This window comes from Janibacter sp. CoH_79_TC_3 (assembly GCF_058197955.1).
In genome coordinates, this window is sequence record NZ_JBXWIV010000001.1 from 175594 (window position 1) to 194797 (window position 19204).

Below are 19204 nucleotides of genomic sequence, written 5' to 3' on the forward strand. Positions count from 1 at the left end.
GGATATACTAATTTTCAAGAGTACTAATTTTCGTATGTGCTAAGTTTCGTGTTTGCTAAACAAAATGTTTGCTGAACGTAATATGAACTAAATCCAATAACTCGTTAATGGTTTTTAGCAGTTTGCTAACTATAAGAGCAAGCAAAGCTTTATTTAAAAAACCAGTAGCTAAAAAAATTTTAACTTTTGCTTAAAATTGCTGACGAATAGTAATGACTTGATCGCCACGCTGTACCTCTATTTGTGCTTCGCCAGATTGTTTTGCTTGCTGCAAGACGTTGGCATCTTGTCCAGGATTACTGCCGACGCTTTGACCATTAACAGTCAATACCTTATCGCCCGGCTCAAGCCCTAAGCGATTACGCAGTTTGGCAGGCATGGCGGCTGTGACCTGATAACTTTCACCTGACGCCATCACGCCCATTCGACTTAAATAACTGGCGGGATTAGATTGTAATTCAGTGACGGCTTCATCAATCGGCGACTTCGGGTCGCCCGCGTTGCTTGCTTCGCCATTTGGCTCACTCTCAGGATTAACTTGGTTCGGCGGCGCTGTATTAGGTAAGTTTGGCGACATAGTATTATCTGGCAAGCGCGGATTACTCACCGCACCTGCCAGCATAGCACTTTGATCAAGTGGCATAGCTTCCGGCATTTTGATGACGATTTCTTTATCATAAGCATCAGCAATAATGACTTCATTCCAAGCGACGGCGACCAGCGTATAGTCACTGTCTTTTAAGGTGTCACCGATACGGTAGTTTTTTACTTCGCCATTGACGTCCAACATTGCCGAAGACAGACTTTCTGGTATTGCCATAAGCACACCTTTTAACACGATATTAGGTGGCGGTTGGACTGGAGCAGCGATAGGATCAGGGTCAGCAAAGATAGCAAATAAGCCACTATAATCTGTATTTGAGTTCGCCGTACTCTGTAATGTGGCAAGCGGTAATGTAGGCGCTAATGGAGCGGCCAGCAGCAGCCACAGTAAGCGCGCCGCTGTCCAGCATAACCAAACAATCGCTAATAACAATAACCACACTGCAAAGCGATTTAGGGTGTTAATAATAGGTTTTAAAAGGCTGGAGATATCGGCAACATTCATCATTTAGCGTGCCCCCAAACCATCGAGCAGCGGCTGCCGCACACTGACCACGGGTGTATCTTGCGGTGCTTGTCCTTTATATTCGGGCATGTTTTCTAGTAGGCGCTGGGTTAAGCTCACATCTAGCATATTATCGCCATCGATATACAAGTCGCCCAAGCGCTTATCTTGATTGTTTACAAGATTAATATGCAGCAGGTTTTTATTGTTTTTTTGCTCGGCACTGAGCTCGGCTCGCAGCGCTGGCATGGTGATATAAAAAACCTTACCGCCGCTAGGATAGCCGACTTCACCGCCAACCCAAGTCAGCTGACCACTCGCCTCACTAAAGCCCGCCACATTTTTACCTGAGTTTTCGCTTGAAGTGCTTGCTGCGACATTTGCAGCAGACTGACGTTTTAACGAGACATTATTAACTTGAATAGGCGCATTAGGCAATTGCCAATCGACCACACTGGCCAAAGTTTCAGGGGTAATTTTACCGCTCATGTTTTGAACTTGCCATGAGCTGGTGCCTACTTTAACCTGACCATTCAATCGGGTCTGCTCTGAGCTGATATCAACCTCTGCACCTAGTTTACCCAATAATAAATGCCATGGCTGCCATGACCACTCAGCGGCGCCGGTAAGCGGCGCTGCTGACACGGGCAATTGCCAAATCACCGAGCCTTGCCATAAGTTGCCCGACACATGTTGTACATAAGGCGTATCTGGAGCATATTTTTCAAGTAGCCATGCTGCTGGCATTTGCAAAACGGCAAATAGTGCAAATAATACAAAGCCAAATAGCCACCAGAGCTTGCGGGGACGCTTGTGAGACGACGTGGATACTTGAGGCACGGTACCTAACTCTTGTATAAGACAAAAACGTCATTATCATAGCAAACAATGGCATACAGATGACAGAAAAAAAGCCAGTATCTTTGCACCAAAATACTGGCGATAAAGAGACTGGCTTTTATCTATCGATTTATCTATTAAACCATCATGATTAATGATGCGTTAAAGCAAAATAGCATGAGAGCTTAACAAGAGATTTTTAATGGCTAAATAGCAAAATCTTCCAATTTACGACCTGCTGCTAGTGCATCTACCAACCATGTTGGTTTACGTCCGCGACCGGTCCACGTTTCTTCATTATTATCCGTATTGCGATATTTAATGCTACGTTTTTTCTCAAGTTTCTCACCCGCTTGTAGAATCTCTTCAATGCTAGCATCGCTTTCTTCAGCGATTTTTTCAAACTGCATATAAGCGTCGTATAAACGCTGGTGTTGTTTTTGCGCAATAAGTTGTTGGGCATTTTCGGTAATAGCGCGTAGCTCATCAACGTTTAGATCATTTAAATCAATGACATTATTTTTGCTCATCATAATCTCCACTTTTATATCAAGGTTATAAATCACATAGCCTGACGACTAATGATTTATGAATAATAAAAATCGTAAGTAGCAGTAATATAAACAAAAATATAATCTATCACAAGTATTGATTGGTATTCGGTGATAATAGGATAACAATCATAAATGTTATTAAATTATAGCGGTTTTAAACGATAGTTAACTTTATATGAGTATTTATCATAAAACTATATTATTCAAATATTATTACTTTATAAATCTTAAGTATTTCTCTTTATCACTATTTAAATAAGTCAAGAATCAGCAGCATAAAAAAGGGTCTATTTACATAGACCCTATCTAATTTAATCAACATTACTAAATCATGTATTCCTAAAAAGGAATATCGTCATCTACAGGACCATCTGGCATCGCTGTCGGTTTAGACTGTGCTGGTGCTTGAGCCGGTTTATTAAATTGATTTTGCGCTGACGGATTTTGATTATTAAAGCTGTTTTGATTGTTGCCTTGTGACATACCTTGCGAAGCTGGAGCGCCGCCTTGGTTATAGCCACTTTGCTGATTATTGGCTGGTTGACCATAATTGCCCTGACCACCTTGGTTTTGACCGCCTTGATTGCTATAGCCGCCACCACCCTGATTGCCATAACCACCTTGACCTTGATTTGAGCTTTGACCACCAAAACCACCAGCATCTCCACTACCGCCGGTCGCGCCATCGAGCATTTGCATTTGCTCCGCACGAATCTCGGTGATATAACGGTCTTGACCATTGGGGTCTTGATATTTACGCGTACGCAAACTGCCTTCGATATAAACCTTGCTGCCTTTACGCAAATATTGCGCCGCGATTTCGCCTAGACGATTAAACAATGAAATGCGATGCCATTCCGTTGCTTCTCTTTTTTCACCACTTTGCTTATCAGTCCACTGCTCTGAAGTCGCAACCGAAATGTTGGTCACGCTACCGCCATTACTGAATTGGCGTGCCTCGGGGTCTGCTCCAAGGTTACCGATGATGATAACTTTATTAACTCCGCGCATAGTATCGTCCTTTTATTGACAAATCGTCTTATGAATATTTTAATAACTATTAAATGAAACTGATTAATAATATCAGTAATATGAATTTACTTTAACCAATTTTTGTTTAAATATCTAGGGGGCTTTGTGCCAGATGCGACAACTCTTGTCGCGAAGAATCAGTCAATTGGGTTTTGTCTAATTTCAAATAAGCGACCTGCTCTTTTGCCATGACGACCAGTTCATCGACGCCATCTACCGCCAGCATTTGCCGTGACCAATCCTGTATATTGATATCTTTAGGAATCGTAACGGTGGTGCTGGACAAGTAAGGCGGATCGGCAATCGGAATAATCAGCAGCAATGCCGCGCCCATAATAACGGCCAATACACCCCACGCCAGCAGATTTGGCTGGGTTAATAATAAGCCACCCATCGCCCCACCAACAAAAGCACCGAAAAACTGGCTGGATGAATTTAGCCCCATTGCCGTCGCTTTATTGGCGACTGGCGCACGCTTCGATATCCACGATGGAATCGTAGCTTCGAGCAAGTTAAAGCCCATAAAATACAGCAGCAGCCCTAAAATAATACCCACACCGACCTGACTACTAATGGCCAATAACGCTAAAGCGGCAGTCATCAATGCAATCGCGCCCAAGAATACTTGGCGCATTTTGCGTTTCTTTTCAGCGATGATAATAAAGGGTAACGCAACTGCAAAACCGATAAACAATAAAGGCAGATACACCAAACCTTGCTGGCGTACGGATAAACCCATTACCTCATTAAGCTGATGCGGCAAAATGACAAAAATAGCGGTCATGGTTAAGTGCAGGGCAAAAATACCAATATGTAAACGGTTTAAATCGGCAATTTTTAAGACATCCGACAGCTGCCGACCAATCGACTTATTATCCAAATTATGTTGCAGTACCCGTAGCGGCGTGGGTACAAACACTAATAACAACATCGCCAAAACGGCAAATCCTGCGGTCAACCAAAACAGCCCTGAGATACCCAGCGAGCCAACCAATAACGGCCCAAAGGCAAACGCAAGCATAATGGAGGTCGCAATGGTCAAACCCATCGTCGCCATCGCTTTGGTGCGCATTTCCTCGCGAGTTACATCAGCAAGTAACGCCATTAATACTGCAGATACCGCGCCACTACCTGCTAACGCTCGACCGATAATGACCTCATAAATATCCGTCGCATTAGCGGCAATGATACCGCCGAGAGCAAATAAGACAAGACCTAAAAATATAATCGGCTTACGCGGAAACTTATCCGCAGCCAAACTCATCGGAATCTGAAAAATGGCTTGCCCTAGCCCATAAATACCAACCGCTAAACCAATCAGAAACGGCGTCGCATGCGCATAATTATCACCGTACACAGAAAATACGGGCACAATCATAAATAAACCAATCATCCGCAAGGCAAATATGCCACCAACGCCGAGGATTGCTCGTTTTTCTACGCTATTCATACTTGCCTCACTGGTTCATCATGGCTAGTTTATCACTCGCTAGTACTACTGAATGCTCACGTCTGCTCTATCAAGGCATTGGCTACAAATTAAGCTCACTAGTATAAGACATTCACCGTTTGCTTGCCGAGACTTTTGCCACCCTACTTCAGCATCATCGCTGACACTGACTTAAGCTATTCATTTTACGCGATAATTTTGTTACTAAGTGCATTTGATGCATCATCGCACCTTGAATAAGGTGGCTATCATGACAATAAAGTAAGACATTGAAAATCTCATTGTCTGACAATGTTCATTGAAAAACATTAAAAAAATACTTATGAAGTCATGTTCATAAAATGACATTGTTCGACTAAATCTATAACAAACGGCTCATACTAGTTACCCTTTATTTAGACTATCTTTATCCATTTCAAGTACCAGATGCATAATATAAAAGAGAGCATTATTGCTAACGTTTTGTGAAAACGACACATTTCTATAAAGTCATAGTAATTAAAATAGCAATTTTAAACATATCTAATATTTTGATTTATTATTATTGTTCATTGATCATTTCACTCAACTTTATTTAGCCTTTAAATTTTAAATATTTTTTATATACCCTTTTATCAAATAGGAAATCTATCACCGATGGCACACGAGTATATTAAAGTTCGCGGCGCACGCACTCATAATCTAAAAAATATCGATTTAGACATTCCACGAGATAAATTTGTGGTGATTACGGGTTTATCAGGTTCTGGTAAATCCTCATTGGCATTCGATACCTTGTATGCTGAAGGGCAACGCCGCTATGTCGAAAGTCTTTCGGCTTATGCGCGTCAGTTCCTCTCACAGATGGAAAAACCAGACGTCGATAGTATCGAAGGCTTGTCACCGGCGATTGCTATTGAGCAAAAATCGACCAACCACAACCCACGCTCAACGGTCGGTACGATTACCGAGATTTATGACTATTTGCGTCTACTTTATGCGCGTATTGGTACGCCTTATTGCCCAGAGCATGGTGAGCCGATGGTTGCACAGTCGGTGACTGAAATGGTCGATCAAGTGATGGCGCTGCCCGATGACACTAAAATCATGATACTTGCACCGGTGATTCGTGAGCGTAAGGGCGAGCATACGGTCTTGCTTGAACAATTAATTGGTCAAGGCTTTGTACGCGTACGCGTCGATGGTGATGTCTACGATACTGACGAGCTACCGACACTCGATAAAAAGAAAAAGCATACGATTGAAGTTGTCGTTGATCGCTTTAAAGTCCGTGATGACTTAGGCAACCGCGTCGCTGAAAGTTTGGAGACTGCGCTACGCTTAGGTCAAGGTCTGGTGACGCTACATTTTATGGATGGCAACCCAAAAGAAGGCGGTGATGCCAACCAAGTGATGTCAGCTAAGCATTCTTGCCCTGTTTGTGATCGCGCCGTCTCTGAGCTTGAACCGCGGATGTTCAGTTTTAACAATCCCTACGGTGCTTGCCCAAGCTGTGATGGACTTGGTAAACGCCAATATTTCTCTGCCGAAAAGCTGATTACCCATCATGAAAAATCACTCAATCAAGGGGCGATTAATGGTTGGGATAAGCGTCATGCGTATTACTTTGGTTTGCTATCTACCGTTTGCAATCATTTTAAAATCGATATGGATGCGCCGTGGCAAGCGCTGCCAAAAGCGCAGCAAGATCTTATCATGCAAGGCTCAGGTAAAGAAAAGCTGACATTTAACTTTACTGATGAGCGCGGTCGTAAAACCAATAAGACGGTACCATTTGAAGGAGTATTACCTTATTTAGAGCGCCGTTATGCCAAAACCCAAAGTAATCTTGTGCGTGACGAGTTGGCAAAATATTTGGCCGATACCACTTGTAATGTCTGTGATGGTGCTCGTCTCAATGAGATCTCACGCAATGTTCGCGTAGACGATCAAACCATCGCCCAAATCGTTAAATTGTCTATCGGTGATGCAGCTGACTATTATAAAACGCTAAAAATTGGCGGTCATAAGGGCGAAGTCGCGGAAAAAATCTTTAAAGAGATTAACGAGCGTCTGAACTTCCTTGTCAGTGTCGGGCTTGATTATCTATCACTTGCGCGCTCTGCTGAAACGCTATCAGGTGGTGAAGCGCAACGTATTCGTCTTGCCAGCCAAATTGGCGCAGGTCTGATGGGTGTGATGTATGTCCTTGATGAGCCGTCAATTGGTCTACATCAACGTGATAATGATCGCTTACTCAAAACCCTAACGCGCTTGCGTGATTTGGGTAATACGGTACTGGTCGTTGAGCATGATGAAGATGCCATTCGCCAAGCGGATCACGTCATTGATATTGGTATCGGCGCTGGTGTACATGGCGGTCATATCATCGCTCAGGGTACGGTCGATGACATTATGGCCAATAAAGAATCGCTGACTGGACAATATATGTCTGGGAAGAAAAGAATCGAGATTCCAACTATTCGTCATAAAGCCAAAACCATCGATATGGAAGTCAAAGGTAAAGCTAAGCCCAAACAAGTTCCAATGACGATTGAGCTTAAAGGCGCATCAGGTAACAACTTACACGATGTTGATTTGACCTTGCCAATAGGTATTATGACTTGTATCACTGGGGTCTCAGGTTCTGGTAAATCGACTCTGATTAATCGCACCTTAATGCCACTCGCTGCCACCCAGTTAAATAACGCCTCAACGCTCATCGCGGATAAACATGACAGCATTAGTGGTCTTGAGCATTTAGATAAAATGGTCGATATCGATCAAAGCCCAATTGGTCGTACACCACGCTCAAACCCAGCGACGTATACTGGCGTCTTTACGCCAGTACGTGAGATGTTTGCACAAACGCAAGAAGCACGCGCCCGTGGTTATAAAGCTGGTCGCTTTAGCTTTAACGTCAAAGGCGGACGCTGTGAGATGTGTCAAGGCGATGGTCTTATTAAAGTTGAGATGCATTTCTTACCGGATATGTATGTGCCGTGTGATACCTGTGAAGGCAAGCGCTATAACCGCGAGACGTTAGAAATTCTTTATAAAGGTAAAAACATCGCCGACGTCTTAGATATGACCGTTGAAGATGCGACTGAGTTCTTCTCAGCCATTCCAGCGATTTATCGTCGCCTGCAAGCATTGATGGATGTTGGTTTGAGCTATATCCGCTTGGGTCAGTCTGCACCGACGTTATCAGGCGGTGAAGCGCAACGTGTCAAACTGGCTCGTGAGCTTGCCAAACGTGATACCGGACAGACGCTCTATATCTTGGATGAGCCAACCACAGGTTTACATTTTCATGATATCGATAAGCTACTGCATATCTTGCATACCCTACGCGATAAAGGTAACACTATCGTGGTCATCGAGCACAATCTTGACGTTATCAAAACGGCGGATTGGGTGATTGACCTTGGCCCTGAAGGCGGTAAAGGTGGTGGACTGATTATCGCGGAAGGTACGCCTGAGGAAGTGGCAGAAGTGAAAGGCTCGTATACTGGTGAATTCTTAAAGCCGATGCTAGAGCAAGGGTTGAAAGAAGTAAGTTAGTAGAAATTAGTTAATTGTTAATAAAGGCTACTCTTTAGGGAGTGGCCTTTATTATGTAGCAATTTACATTAGCTTAATAAAAAGCTAGAAAATTTAAAGTAGATTTGAATGTGGCTTGTTATCGCAGCCCGAATGTTCGGTTAATGAAGAAAACCTAGTAGTTCAATATTATGCAAAACTATCTTACTAGCTCTCATGCATCGACATTAATCTCACCTTATTTTATTATAGCTAACGTTAAACGCATCGTAATGTAGGTATCGAAAGCTTCGCCCAATTTCTGCGCTGTATGTAATTGATATGCACATTAACTTAAGCCTCATCTATTTAAAAATATACAATAGCTACTTACTCAATAAAAACCTGTGTATGAATATTTAAAATAAAACTCTCAATAATATCAATTAATTCATGAATATAACCACTCTTAATTCTCACATCATCAAAATTATTTATAGATAAATTCTCGTTAGTGTCAATAAACTTAATCAACTTATCTTTTCCCACCTTACCTGATTCATGAACAATATTATTCCGAATTAAGTTAAAACCTTTGATTTGATTCCATCCATCATTCATTTGATCAAAATCCACACCTTCAACTTTAAGTAAATATAATCTCGCTCGGAAAATCCCTGTTCCACTCAGGTCAGTATATTTTAATTTTCTTCCGTTCAATTCATACAAATATTCGCAAAAGTAATTTAAAAAACTTTCTAAGTATGAATAGAGTGTAACTAAACAAGACTTTCTATGAATATCTAAATGATGTAGCTCAATGTCGTAGTAATCTCTTTCAAATTCATTCATATCGTCATAAATAGATGAATCTTTCATATCCTCTATACTTTTTTTATCTGATTGAAATTTATTTTCGATTTCTTGGTAATACTCTCTAAATTTTGATAGCTCAACCTTGAGCTTACCTTCCACCAGTGCAGAGCTCAATAATTTCCTGTGCGACATAAATAACTCCAATTATTCCTTAAACCTTAATAATATAGCTTAAAGATATATATGGCACTACATATAGCTTCCACTAGCCACTAAATAAACTCTCTCTCAACATTCATCACCCGCGCATCTACCGTCCGTTCTATCTTCTCTTCTATTTGACTGCATTGCGACTCAACCTCACGTTTAGACAGCCCGACTATCACAAACGTCCACTCGCTGGCATCATGCCGATCACGCTCACCGCTCTCACATACCGCGACGCTTGGCGTATTGCCAAAGCGTGCATGCAAGCCGCCCATGCGTTGACGCTTTTCTTTTAATGAACCGCAACCGGGCAGCGCAAAAGTCAGCGTTAAGATAGCGATATGCATTTTATTCTCCTTACCAGAGAAGTTTATCGTAGCATAAAATATAATGTCCAATAATGCCTGCGCATCAGCATCCAGACCCTTTATAATAGCGTATCAATCGTCAACCAACCTGCGTATCTAATCAATGACTTCTATCAGCTACGTACAGCAACAGCACATTACTCGATTATGCGTGCGCTGCGGATTACTCCTTATGCAATATGGTGCTGAGTCTGCCGTGGTGGTGGACTTATCCAAACGCTTAGGGCTTGCGTTGGGGATGAACAGCGTAGAATGTTCGCTGAACTTTAACGCCCTTACCCTGACCACTATCTGTGATGAGCGCTGTATCACCACCACCAGAGACACGATCAATCAAAGTATCAATGTCAATTTATTGGTACAAATCCAGCAAATTATCAACAGAACCGAAGCCGATACAAATAGCGACAAGCCAGATAACAATAAGCTGACGCGTGAGCTTACGGAACGCACTACCCTTGCGTTTGATGAATTAGATAAAACGGTTTATCCGACATGGCTAGTGAGCATATTTGTTGGTGCATCTTGTGCTGCGTTTGCGTATCTAAATGGTGGCAGTTGGTCGATTACTGGCGTGACTTTTATTGCGGGTATGGTAGCGATGTTCACTCGTATTTATCTGGCCAAACACCATTTTAACCCTTTTATAGCGGTCATCGTGACCGCTTTTATCGCTTCTTTAATCGGCGCGACGACTTATTATTTTGATATTGGTAGTAATGCTGATATTGCCGTTGCCTCTAGTGTGCTCTTACTAGTACCAAGCTTTCCATTGATCAACTCTTTCTCAGATATCTTAAAAGGCTATGTCAATATTGGGATTGGGCGTGCGGTTTTTACGTATATGTTGACTTTGTCCGCGTGCGTCGGCATCGTGATGGCGCTGGTTTTACTTAGAATACAGCACTGGGGGTTTTAAGATGTGGTTCATTGAAACCGTTGTGCTGTCATGTATCATTACCCTTGGTTGGACGCTGATGTTCAGCGTACCCAAACGCTATATTTTGCCGTGTTTACTGATGACCGCGTTTGGATTTGGGCTAAAAACAGCGCTGGTCTATCAGCACGTTCATCTGGTGGTTGCTAGCTTTTTTGGGGCGATGCTTGCCAGCTTTTTAGGCGTGTATTTTTCAAAAAAATATACCCTACCGCCCAAAGCATTAATTTCGCCAAGTGTCATCTGTATGATGCCAGGTATCGCCGCTTATAAGGCGATGGTCAGTATGGTACAGATTGGCTATTTCGGTTTTTCGGACGAATTATTTAGCCAAATGATGGTGTATCTATTTGAAGCTTTATTTGTGACCTCAGGATTAGTGCTGGGCTTATCGATTCCCGGACTGTTATTTTATAGACGGCGTGCCATAGTCTAGGTAGGTTTAAGTAGGTGTAGATGAATTTAGCTAAGTTTAAATCGCGGGCTGTTTGTGCCTAAATATTTTTATAACCTGATGCTAGCTGGCACATCCTTATAAGCAAAACCTTGTAAGATTAATAATGATACCCATTACAATAGAGTTTAAAATAACAGAATTAAAAAATAATAGACTGCAAAATTTTACCAATATGCATCAATACGTACTGAATAAAGAGACTTAACTATGACAAAACATTATGATTATATTTCCATTGGTGGCGGTAGTGGCGGCATTGCCTCAATCAACCGCGCAGCGAGCTATGGCAAAAAATGCGCCATTATCGAAGCTGACAAGTTGGGCGGCACGTGCGTAAACTTGGGCTGCGTACCTAAGAAAGTGATGTGGTATGGCGCGCAAGTTGCCGAAGCTATCCATAAATATGCGCCAGATTATGGCTTTGATATCGAGGTCAAAGGTTTTGACTTTCAAAAACTGGTACATAGCCGCCAACAATATATCGAAAACATTCATCGTTCTTATGACAATAATCTGGCGAAAAACGGCGTTGAAGTGATAAAAGGCTTTGCCACATTCGTCGATACCAATACTGTTGAGGTCAATGGTGAACTGATTACCGCTGACCATATTTTGATTGCGACGGGTGGACATCCAATCCTCCCCGATATCAAAGGTGCAGAATACGGCATCGATTCTGATGGCTTTTTTGCTTTAAACGAGTTGCCAAAACGGGTGGCTATCGTCGGCGCAGGATATATTGCTGTCGAAATCGCTGGCGTGTTAAATAGCCTTGGCTCTGAAGTCCATCAGTATGTGCGTCAACATTCGCCGCTGCGCTCATTTGACCACACTATCGTTGAAACCTTGCTGATAGAGATGGAGCAAGACGGTATTCAGTTGCATACCAATACCATGCTCACTGAAATTAATAAAAATGACGATGGCAGCCTAACTTTATGTACCGCAGATGGTAGCCTTGATACAGTAGATTGTTTGATTTGGGCGATTGGTCGCGCGCCTTCGACGGATAATATCAACTTGCAAGTGACGGGCGTAGAGACGACCGAGAACGGTAAAATCAAAGTCGATAAATTCCAAAATACAAATGTTAAAGGAATTTATGCGGTCGGCGATATTATCGAAAACAGCATTGATTTGACGCCAGTGGCTATCGCGGCAGGTCGTCGCCTATCTGAGCGCTTATTTAACGATAAGACTAATGAGCATCTAAGTTATGATTTAATACCGACGGTTATCTTTACCCACCCTGCTATCGGCACGATTGGCTTGTCTGAAATCGATGCAGTTGAGCAATATGGTAAAGAAAATATCAAATGTTATAAATCGACCTTTACCTCTATGTATAGCGCCGTCACTCAGCACCGTCAAAAGTGCGTGATGAAGTTAGTGTGCTTAGGTGAGGAGGAAAAAGTGATTGGCTTGCATGGCATTGGCTATGGTGTCGATGAGATGATTCAAGGCTTTGCCGTGGCGATAAAAATGGGCGCGACGAAAGCGGACTTTGATAATACGGTTGCTATTCATCCGACAGGCTCGGAAGAATTTGTGACCATGCGCTAATTTGTATTAATAGATGCTAGTTATTGTAGGCTAGGTTATAAACCCAGCTTACTAATCTATAGCTATAGATTAGTAAGCTAGCTATTATTTTTTGTCTGGAAAATAAAACTGATTAATGCTCGTAAGAGTCAACAATAATATTGAAATTACCGTTCCGATTATGAAAGTCATCCTAATATCTTGTTCAAGTGTTGCCAATATAGCTTCGCTTGTAAATAGGCGAATTAACGTTAATATCATAAGTACGATAAGGCCAATATAGTAGCCTTTTAAAAAACTTGTCCAAAAAGGATGACCTTTTAAACGCCAAGATAACAGATTATAGAATTTTAGGTCTGTAAAAAGATCTTCCAATTCTTTATGCTCAAATAATTAAAAGAAAACGTAGTTAGAACGAAGCAAGTTAAAGCTTAAATCCCAGTAGCCTATCGAATTTTCACATTCTCAAAACGCCCAAGATTGTTTAAATTTCCACCCACACTACCGTTTTGTGCTTTTAAGAAAACGGTCTTATTAGAATTTTTGACCGTAATACCTTTATTATTTATTTCATAAACCACTGGCTTATTGGTGAAGCTCAAGGTTTTTTGCTTGGCGTCATATATGAACTGTCCATAATAATACAACTCAATTTTACCGTCTTTATCAGCAAAGGCATAATACAGATGATCCTCATCATAGCTATCGAGTATCATTTTTTTGCCATTCTCTAAATCGAATCCATAAACGTAGCGCGATGAATCATCGCCTTCTTCATACATAGCTAGCTGTTGGTACTGGTTTTCGACCATCTTGCCATTGACTCTTGTTTTCTCAAGGATAGAGAGTAAGCCTTTGTAGTTATATTCTTCCTCTACGATACGCACCGCTACTGGTTTATTATTGCTGACTTTATAATCTGAATATTGATGCCATGCCGCGCCACTCTTAGTCATGGTATGCAACGTCTGTTTTTCTTCGTCAATATCAAAAAATCCGCAATTACCTTGCGCCAGTTCAGTAAAGCCTTCGCTATGCACGAACCTCTTACCTTGCTTGAGATAAACCTGATAAGAAGGGCCGCCATAACAGCCATAACGCCCATCTTTAATCGCTAAGTCGAACTTATTATCAAAATTAAAGTCGTCATAAATCAGCACACTGCTTTCTCCATAAGGCAGGCTGACAATATTGGCGCTGATTTTGTCGCCTAGCTGATGCGCTTTACTGTTATCAAGCTCATAGTCAATATCGATATCAGCAGGCTGACTAATTAGAATTTTCTTAGTCTTGGCGTCTCTTATTTCCACAATGCTATTGGTTTCACTATCTGCATCATTTGTTGATTTAATAATGGCATAGTAATCGTCAGAGAAGTCTTGAATCTGATAGGTTTGAGCGAAAGCTGGATAGGCTAAAAAAGGCAAAACAAACAAACCCAAAAATGCAACTGCCTTCTTGCTTATCTTTTTAGAGAAAGAATAAATATCCATATAAATCCTTAGCAGCTTAAGAAAATAAAAAAATGCCAATTTACATTAGCTTTAGTATCAATCATTAAATCGTTAGGAGAGAATTCAGATTCGGTAGCTTGAAGATGTCGATGATTTTTTTACAAGTAGTTTATACAAGCATAGCTCAGTTTTAATCACCTAGTACCCATTCTCCTTTAACTTGATAAAATTTAAAATTGGTCTTATTGGTGCGACTATTCCCTGCAATCGTTTGGGTGATATCAGCGCTACACATATAGGTATTGTCGCCCTCAACGCGGTCACAGTTGATATTATCAATGCGCTCAAGTTTTGGCATCATGCGCTCCATCAAACTGCTTATATCTTGTGCCATTTTATCATTGCCCGCGTTCGCCTTGGCAGCTTCCATTATTGTAATACCTTGCTCATATTGCGCTGCAATCAATCCCTCAACCGTACTTTCAGAAGGCCCGTTAGAACACGTGGCAAAAAATAGTATCAGTACTACGGTTAACGCCCATCTTTTAAAATCTCCCACCTTGTCCTCCTGTTATTTTACTAGCATTTTTAAAACTGAAGAGGCGGATAATTCAGACAGCACAATCACGTTACTGCTATCATGCGTTTAATAATCACCGTTGCGAGATGCTTGTGTGGCAGATGTATTTTTCTATATTACCGATTGGTCTGGGCATCATGACCTTGGTCGCAAGCCTAATTGGCTTGTTTGCTTATTTGATGTCTGATGATAATGCCACGCGCCTGCCCGCTTTTAATTGGTTTAAGCGCTTAATTATCGTGGCATTTCTCCTATTGAGCGTCGGATTATTTATGACCTTTGGCAGTTTTTGGGGTTAATGGCTTTGGGTTAGTTGCTTTAAAGTCAGCTGAATTGAGGTTAGTTTAATTGAAGTTGATAAGCCTTATTAGTTTATGACTAACTTACGAGTTTTTCTAATTCTAATAACTCTAAATCTTGGCGCTTAGGTTCACCATTATTGCCATCGATAGGAAACGGCATACTGTTGCCATTTAATTGATAACCACGGCGCTGATAATATGCCAAAAGCTCGGGACGATGACTTAAAATAGACATGGTCAAACGTACGGGATTTTGAGTAGACTTTGATGTATTTGATTGCAAATGCCGCTGCGCAAACGTCTCAGCTGCCTGCAATATCTGATGACCAACGCCATGCCCCTGCAACTCAGGCAGGACGGCAAACATACCGATATAGGCTTTCTTATTGCCAGCGTGCTGATTTGTATCAGCCTCATCTTTTATATCGACCGCGATACAGCCTAATAACTCACCCGTTTCTTCGCCATCACGCTCGCCTGTTGTGGTTTTCGGATAAATGAAAACGTAATGTCTTGGGTCAGCGATGACGGCCAACAGCTCATCTTTAGTAGTACGAATACCGCCGACCAAATCTGCCTCATTGGTCCAACCTTCCGCTTGCCGATAACAGCGATTTAGCAATTGCTCAAGCGCATCAATATCATTTACTTCAGCTCGGCGTAAAAATACGGTTGTTCTATTTAACTGTTGTTTATTTAAGACTTCTTTATTTATGTTATCTTTATTCATAACACCGGTTTTCCTTTTCCGTTCATATCTTATAAAAATTTATCGTATAAAAGGCTGGCTCGGATAACCAAGCCAGCCTTTATAATAATACGTATCAGTTTTGAGTACTAGCGGGATAACGCGTGGGCTTGCTCGATAATATCAAATCCTGCATTGATTTGAGCGCGCGTTGGCGCATGACCACGGCGCAATAATTCAGAGAAAGCAATCATCCCTTTGTCACGTCCGAGCGAGCTTGCGGCACTGGCTCGCGTATTCTGCCCATCATCATCAAAATAATATTCGATATAATCAAGCTTAGCAGGCGAGCCAAATAAAATACCCTTATCAGGTGTGGCAGCATGGCCGCTATAGCGCAGGCTTTTACCATACTGTGCTGTCCAAAAGAAAGGAATACGCTCCGCTAACGAATTAACATTATCCTCATTCAAGATAGCTGCTGCGGTGACTAGACCATGTTGCAACGCCACCCGCCAATGCTCGATACGCATGCGTCCCATCTGATTGGTGGCTTTGGCGATATCACCCAGCGCATAGACGCCATCACGCAGTTGCAAGGTCTCATCAACTTGCACACCATCTGGCGCGTTTACTTCATTTAACAGCTCAGTACGTGGTGCAACACCGGTTCCTAAAATGACCACATCGGCGACAAGCGTACTGCCATCTGATAGAGTGACGCCGCTGACTTTACTATTTTCATTATCAGTATCGTCTTTAGCAGCATTGATTTCGTCAACGCCAGCACCGAATACAAAATTAACGCCCTTTTCTTCGTGTAATTTGATTAAAGCATTACTGACGCTTTCAGAAACGATATTAGCCATCACACGGCGATTACGCCCAACGACAGTAATAGAGGCAGCCTTCCCTGCCTCCATTAATGCCGACGCCACTTCCATACCGATAAAACCGGTGCCGGCGATAACCACATGCTTATTATCACTGGCATTTTTGATAGCCTTGGCATCATCCATACTACGCAGCGTATAAACACCATCGAGCTCAGCCCCTTTAAACGGCGGTATTTTTGGCTCCGCGCCTGTCGCTACTACTAAGAAGTCCGCGGTTTGCTCTTCGCGTTTACCGTCTACATCTGTGATAACGATGGTACGCGCGTTTGGTAACACTTCACTGACGGTTTGCTGTAAGCGCAAATCGATATTATTGTTACTGGCCCAATCAGCGCCGCCCAGCATTAGATATTTCTCATCCATTTTACCTGCCAAAAACATTTTGGATAATAAAGGACGATTATAAGGGGGTTTATCATCTTGGCTAATCAAGGTAATCTTGCCGCCATAACCCGTATGTCGCAGCTGATTAGCCGTCATAAAGCCTGCACCGCCGCCGCCAACGATAATGGTATGGGTGTCCATCATTTTGTCATTGGTCACGCGCTTATCTATCTTCGCCGAGGTATTGACGGTTAAGCTATCACCCTCATCGGTCAGCTCGTATTGGGTCAAGCCGCGCATCGCGACCGGCTCTAATAGCGTGCCATCGCGACTATCAAAGCTACCATGATGCCATGGGCAAATGACGCGATTACCGCAGCGTAGACCCTCACCCAAATCTGCGCCAGCATGCGGACATTTACCATCGAAGGCGCTAAACTCGTCCTCATCGCGCGTGATTAAAATGATACTATCGTCATCCTGTTTATAGGATTTCATGCCACCACTTGGAATGTCGGCTTTGCTAATGGTGACAGTATGAATCGTTGCCTTGCTCATAAGTTATCCTTAACGGTTATTATTAAAATTTATTATTTCCTGCTGCAAACGTATTGATGTAAGCTGATTAAATCAATCATTAGCGATAAAAATACGTTATTTAAAAAACCAGATATCTTGATAGTAGCAAGACCATTTGGTAGACGCTGTTTATTTGTATGCTGCCTGCGTTGCAAAACGTAAATTTACATTTGCTTTACCCTTAATTTTTTATTTTTATCATTTTTTATCAACACAAAAGATACCTTTTATGACTTCTCAAGACGAATTAAATAACGACTCACTTAATAATGACCTTAATAACAACTCATTTAATAACGATTCGCCTAATAACAAATCTATTGATGATAAGACGTTTGCTAATTCAAACGCCGAAAATATAAATACTATCGATATTACTGCCGCCACCGATACAGCTAAATTACCACAGCCGACGCAGCCACCTTTAAAACAAGCAACCTACAAAGCCCATGCCACAGATTTTGTGGTTAATGAGATATTGCCGCTCGACTTTACTGGCGAGGGTGAGCACTTATGGCTGCATATCGAAAAGCTCGGCATGAATACCGTTTATCTTGCTAAATTATTATCAGAATGGGCAGAGATTCCACTGCGTGATGTCGGTTACTCGGGGCTTAAAGACCGTCATGCACTAACGACACAGTGGTTTAGCCTGCGCATACCAAAGAAGCAATTGCCTGAGTCTGAGTTTGCTCCAGTAGATATTGGCGTCAATGAGTCGGTCACTATCCTTGCGCAGCAGTGGCACAATAAAAAGCTCAATCGTGCTACGCACCGAGCCAATCAATTTATTATTACTTTACGAGATATACAGTTTGCGGACTTAAAATTTACAGCGTCCGAGCAGGACTTATCATCTGAGAAAAGTAACAAGGATGCTGTCGAGCAGTATTTAGCCCATATAAGCACAACGGGCGTGCCCAATTATTTTGGTCCGCAGCGTTTTGGCCGTAATGGCAATAATGTTAGAGAAGCATTGTCATTGTTTGCTCGTCCAGCGCCAGAAAGTCGTCCGCAACCCAAAAAGAGCAAACGCAAACAGGTACCGCGCGAGCAAAATAGCATGGAGTTGTCTGCTGCGCGTAGCTTGATATTTAATGAGATATTGGCAGCGCGGGTGCGCGATGGTAGCTGGAATATAGGGCTTGCAGGTGAAGTGTTTAATTTGGACGGATCAGGCTCGATATTTGCCAGCGAAGCAATTGATGACACTTTGCAAGCGCGACTTGCCAGCGGCGATATTCATCCAACGGCGGTATTATGGGGCGTGGGTAATGATAAAGTCAGTGGCGCAGCTGCCGCTATCGAAAATGATATTGTGCAGAAAAATCCATTATTACATCAGCTAGCTACAGGATTAGAGAAGCGCGATATCAAAGCACAACGACGAGCGCTAAGATTACCGATTGAGGAGGTAAGCTGGGAATGGCAGGACACAGATGATGAGCTGACATTGGTGCTCAGTTTTACTTTAACGACCGGTAGCTTTGCAACCAGTGTGCTTTCAAGCTTGGTTGCAAATTTAAGCACCTAACTGCCTAACTGCCTAACTGCCTAACCAATAATTTA

At 42.2% G+C, this 19204-nt stretch carries 17 protein-coding genes; 6 read left to right on the top strand and 11 right to left on the bottom strand.

Going from position 1 to position 19204, the window contains the following annotated elements; genetic code table 11:
* Window positions 1-190: 190 nt before the first annotated feature.
* The 5 genes from AC2FA3_RS00765 to AC2FA3_RS00785 form a co-directional block, all read right to left on the bottom strand.
* Window positions 191-1111, bottom strand: coding sequence for a type II secretion system protein N (locus AC2FA3_RS00765; protein ID WP_490507872.1), 921 nt, complete (start codon window positions 1109-1111; stop codon window positions 191-193).
* Window positions 1112-1948, bottom strand: coding sequence for a type II secretion system protein N (gene gspN / locus AC2FA3_RS00770; protein ID WP_490507873.1), 837 nt, complete (start codon window positions 1946-1948; stop codon window positions 1112-1114).
* A 206-nt stretch (window positions 1949-2154) separates the two neighbouring features.
* A complete protein-coding gene (locus AC2FA3_RS00775) occupies window positions 2155-2478 on the bottom strand; it encodes an H-NS histone family protein (protein WP_490507874.1) in 324 nt (107 codons plus the stop codon).
* Between the two features lie 363 nt (window positions 2479-2841).
* The gene (ssb, locus tag AC2FA3_RS00780; RefSeq protein WP_490507875.1) at window positions 2842-3513 is read right to left on the bottom strand and encodes a single-stranded DNA-binding protein; all 672 of its coding nucleotides are present in this window, start codon (window positions 3511-3513) and stop codon (window positions 2842-2844) included.
* Between the two features lie 106 nt (window positions 3514-3619).
* A complete protein-coding gene (locus AC2FA3_RS00785) occupies window positions 3620-4984 on the bottom strand; it encodes an MFS transporter (protein WP_490507876.1) in 1365 nt (454 codons plus the stop codon).
* Between the two features lie 636 nt (window positions 4985-5620).
* Between AC2FA3_RS00785 and uvrA the strand changes: the two genes are divergently transcribed.
* Window positions 5621-8527: an excinuclease ABC subunit UvrA gene (gene uvrA / locus AC2FA3_RS00790; RefSeq protein ID WP_490507877.1), complete on the top strand. Its 2907-nt coding sequence runs from the start codon at window positions 5621-5623 to the stop codon at window positions 8525-8527.
* A 348-nt stretch (window positions 8528-8875) separates the two neighbouring features.
* On the opposite strand, the gene AC2FA3_RS00795 is transcribed toward uvrA, so the two are convergent.
* Both AC2FA3_RS00795 and AC2FA3_RS00800 read right to left on the bottom strand, forming a co-directional pair.
* Window positions 8876-9493: a hypothetical protein gene (locus tag AC2FA3_RS00795; RefSeq protein WP_490507878.1), complete on the bottom strand. Its 618-nt coding sequence runs from the start codon at window positions 9491-9493 to the stop codon at window positions 8876-8878.
* Between the two features lie 80 nt (window positions 9494-9573).
* A complete protein-coding gene (locus AC2FA3_RS00800) occupies window positions 9574-9855 on the bottom strand; it encodes a DUF503 domain-containing protein (protein ID WP_490507879.1) in 282 nt (93 codons plus the stop codon).
* Between the two features lie 124 nt (window positions 9856-9979).
* On the opposite strand from AC2FA3_RS00800, the gene AC2FA3_RS00805 reads away from it, so the two are divergent.
* The 3 genes from AC2FA3_RS00805 to gorA all read left to right on the top strand — a co-directional run bounded on the left by AC2FA3_RS00805 (window position 9980) and on the right by gorA (window position 12833).
* Window positions 9980-10795: a threonine/serine exporter family protein gene (locus AC2FA3_RS00805; RefSeq protein ID WP_490507880.1), complete on the top strand. Its 816-nt coding sequence runs from the start codon at window positions 9980-9982 to the stop codon at window positions 10793-10795.
* A 1-nt stretch (window position 10796) separates the two neighbouring features.
* Window positions 10797-11249 carry a threonine/serine exporter family protein gene (locus AC2FA3_RS00810; RefSeq protein ID WP_010201359.1) on the top strand — a complete coding sequence of 151 codons (453 nt, stop codon included), beginning with the start codon at window positions 10797-10799 and terminating at the stop codon, window positions 11247-11249.
* A 228-nt stretch (window positions 11250-11477) separates the two neighbouring features.
* Window positions 11478-12833 carry a glutathione-disulfide reductase gene (gene gorA / locus AC2FA3_RS00815; RefSeq protein WP_490507881.1) on the top strand — a complete coding sequence of 452 codons (1356 nt, stop codon included), beginning with the start codon at window positions 11478-11480 and terminating at the stop codon, window positions 12831-12833.
* Between the two features lie 425 nt (window positions 12834-13258).
* Here the strand turns inward: gorA and AC2FA3_RS00820 are convergent, their stop codons facing one another.
* Both AC2FA3_RS00820 and AC2FA3_RS00825 read right to left on the bottom strand, forming a co-directional pair.
* A complete protein-coding gene (locus AC2FA3_RS00820; RefSeq protein ID WP_490507882.1) occupies window positions 13259-14305 on the bottom strand; it encodes an XAC2610-related protein in 1047 nt (348 codons plus the stop codon).
* A 151-nt stretch (window positions 14306-14456) separates the two neighbouring features.
* Entirely contained in the window at window positions 14457-14825 is a 369-nt protein-coding gene (locus AC2FA3_RS00825; protein ID WP_490507883.1) for a hypothetical protein, read from the bottom strand.
* Between the two features lie 122 nt (window positions 14826-14947).
* Here AC2FA3_RS00825 and AC2FA3_RS00830 point away from each other — a divergent pair, with 122 nt between their 5' ends.
* Window positions 14948-15145 carry a hypothetical protein gene (locus tag AC2FA3_RS00830; RefSeq protein WP_227686190.1) on the top strand — a complete coding sequence of 66 codons (198 nt, stop codon included), beginning with the start codon at window positions 14948-14950 and terminating at the stop codon, window positions 15143-15145.
* A 79-nt stretch (window positions 15146-15224) separates the two neighbouring features.
* Here AC2FA3_RS00830 and AC2FA3_RS00835 read toward each other — a convergent pair whose 3' ends face one another.
* Together AC2FA3_RS00835 and AC2FA3_RS00840 are read right to left on the bottom strand one after the other, a co-directional pair.
* Window positions 15225-15878, bottom strand: a complete 654-nt coding sequence (locus AC2FA3_RS00835; protein WP_490507884.1) for a GNAT family N-acetyltransferase — start codon at window positions 15876-15878, stop codon at window positions 15225-15227.
* 107 nt (window positions 15879-15985) lie between these two features.
* Window positions 15986-17614: an FAD-dependent oxidoreductase gene (locus AC2FA3_RS00840; protein WP_490507885.1), complete on the bottom strand. Its 1629-nt coding sequence runs from the start codon at window positions 17612-17614 to the stop codon at window positions 15986-15988.
* Between the two features lie 250 nt (window positions 17615-17864).
* Here AC2FA3_RS00840 and truD point away from each other — a divergent pair, with 250 nt between their 5' ends.
* On the top strand, window positions 17865-19169 hold the full coding sequence (gene truD / locus AC2FA3_RS00845) for a tRNA pseudouridine(13) synthase TruD (protein ID WP_490507886.1): 1305 nt from the start codon (window positions 17865-17867) through the stop codon (window positions 19167-19169).
* The last annotated feature ends 35 nt before the right edge of the window (window positions 19170-19204 follow it).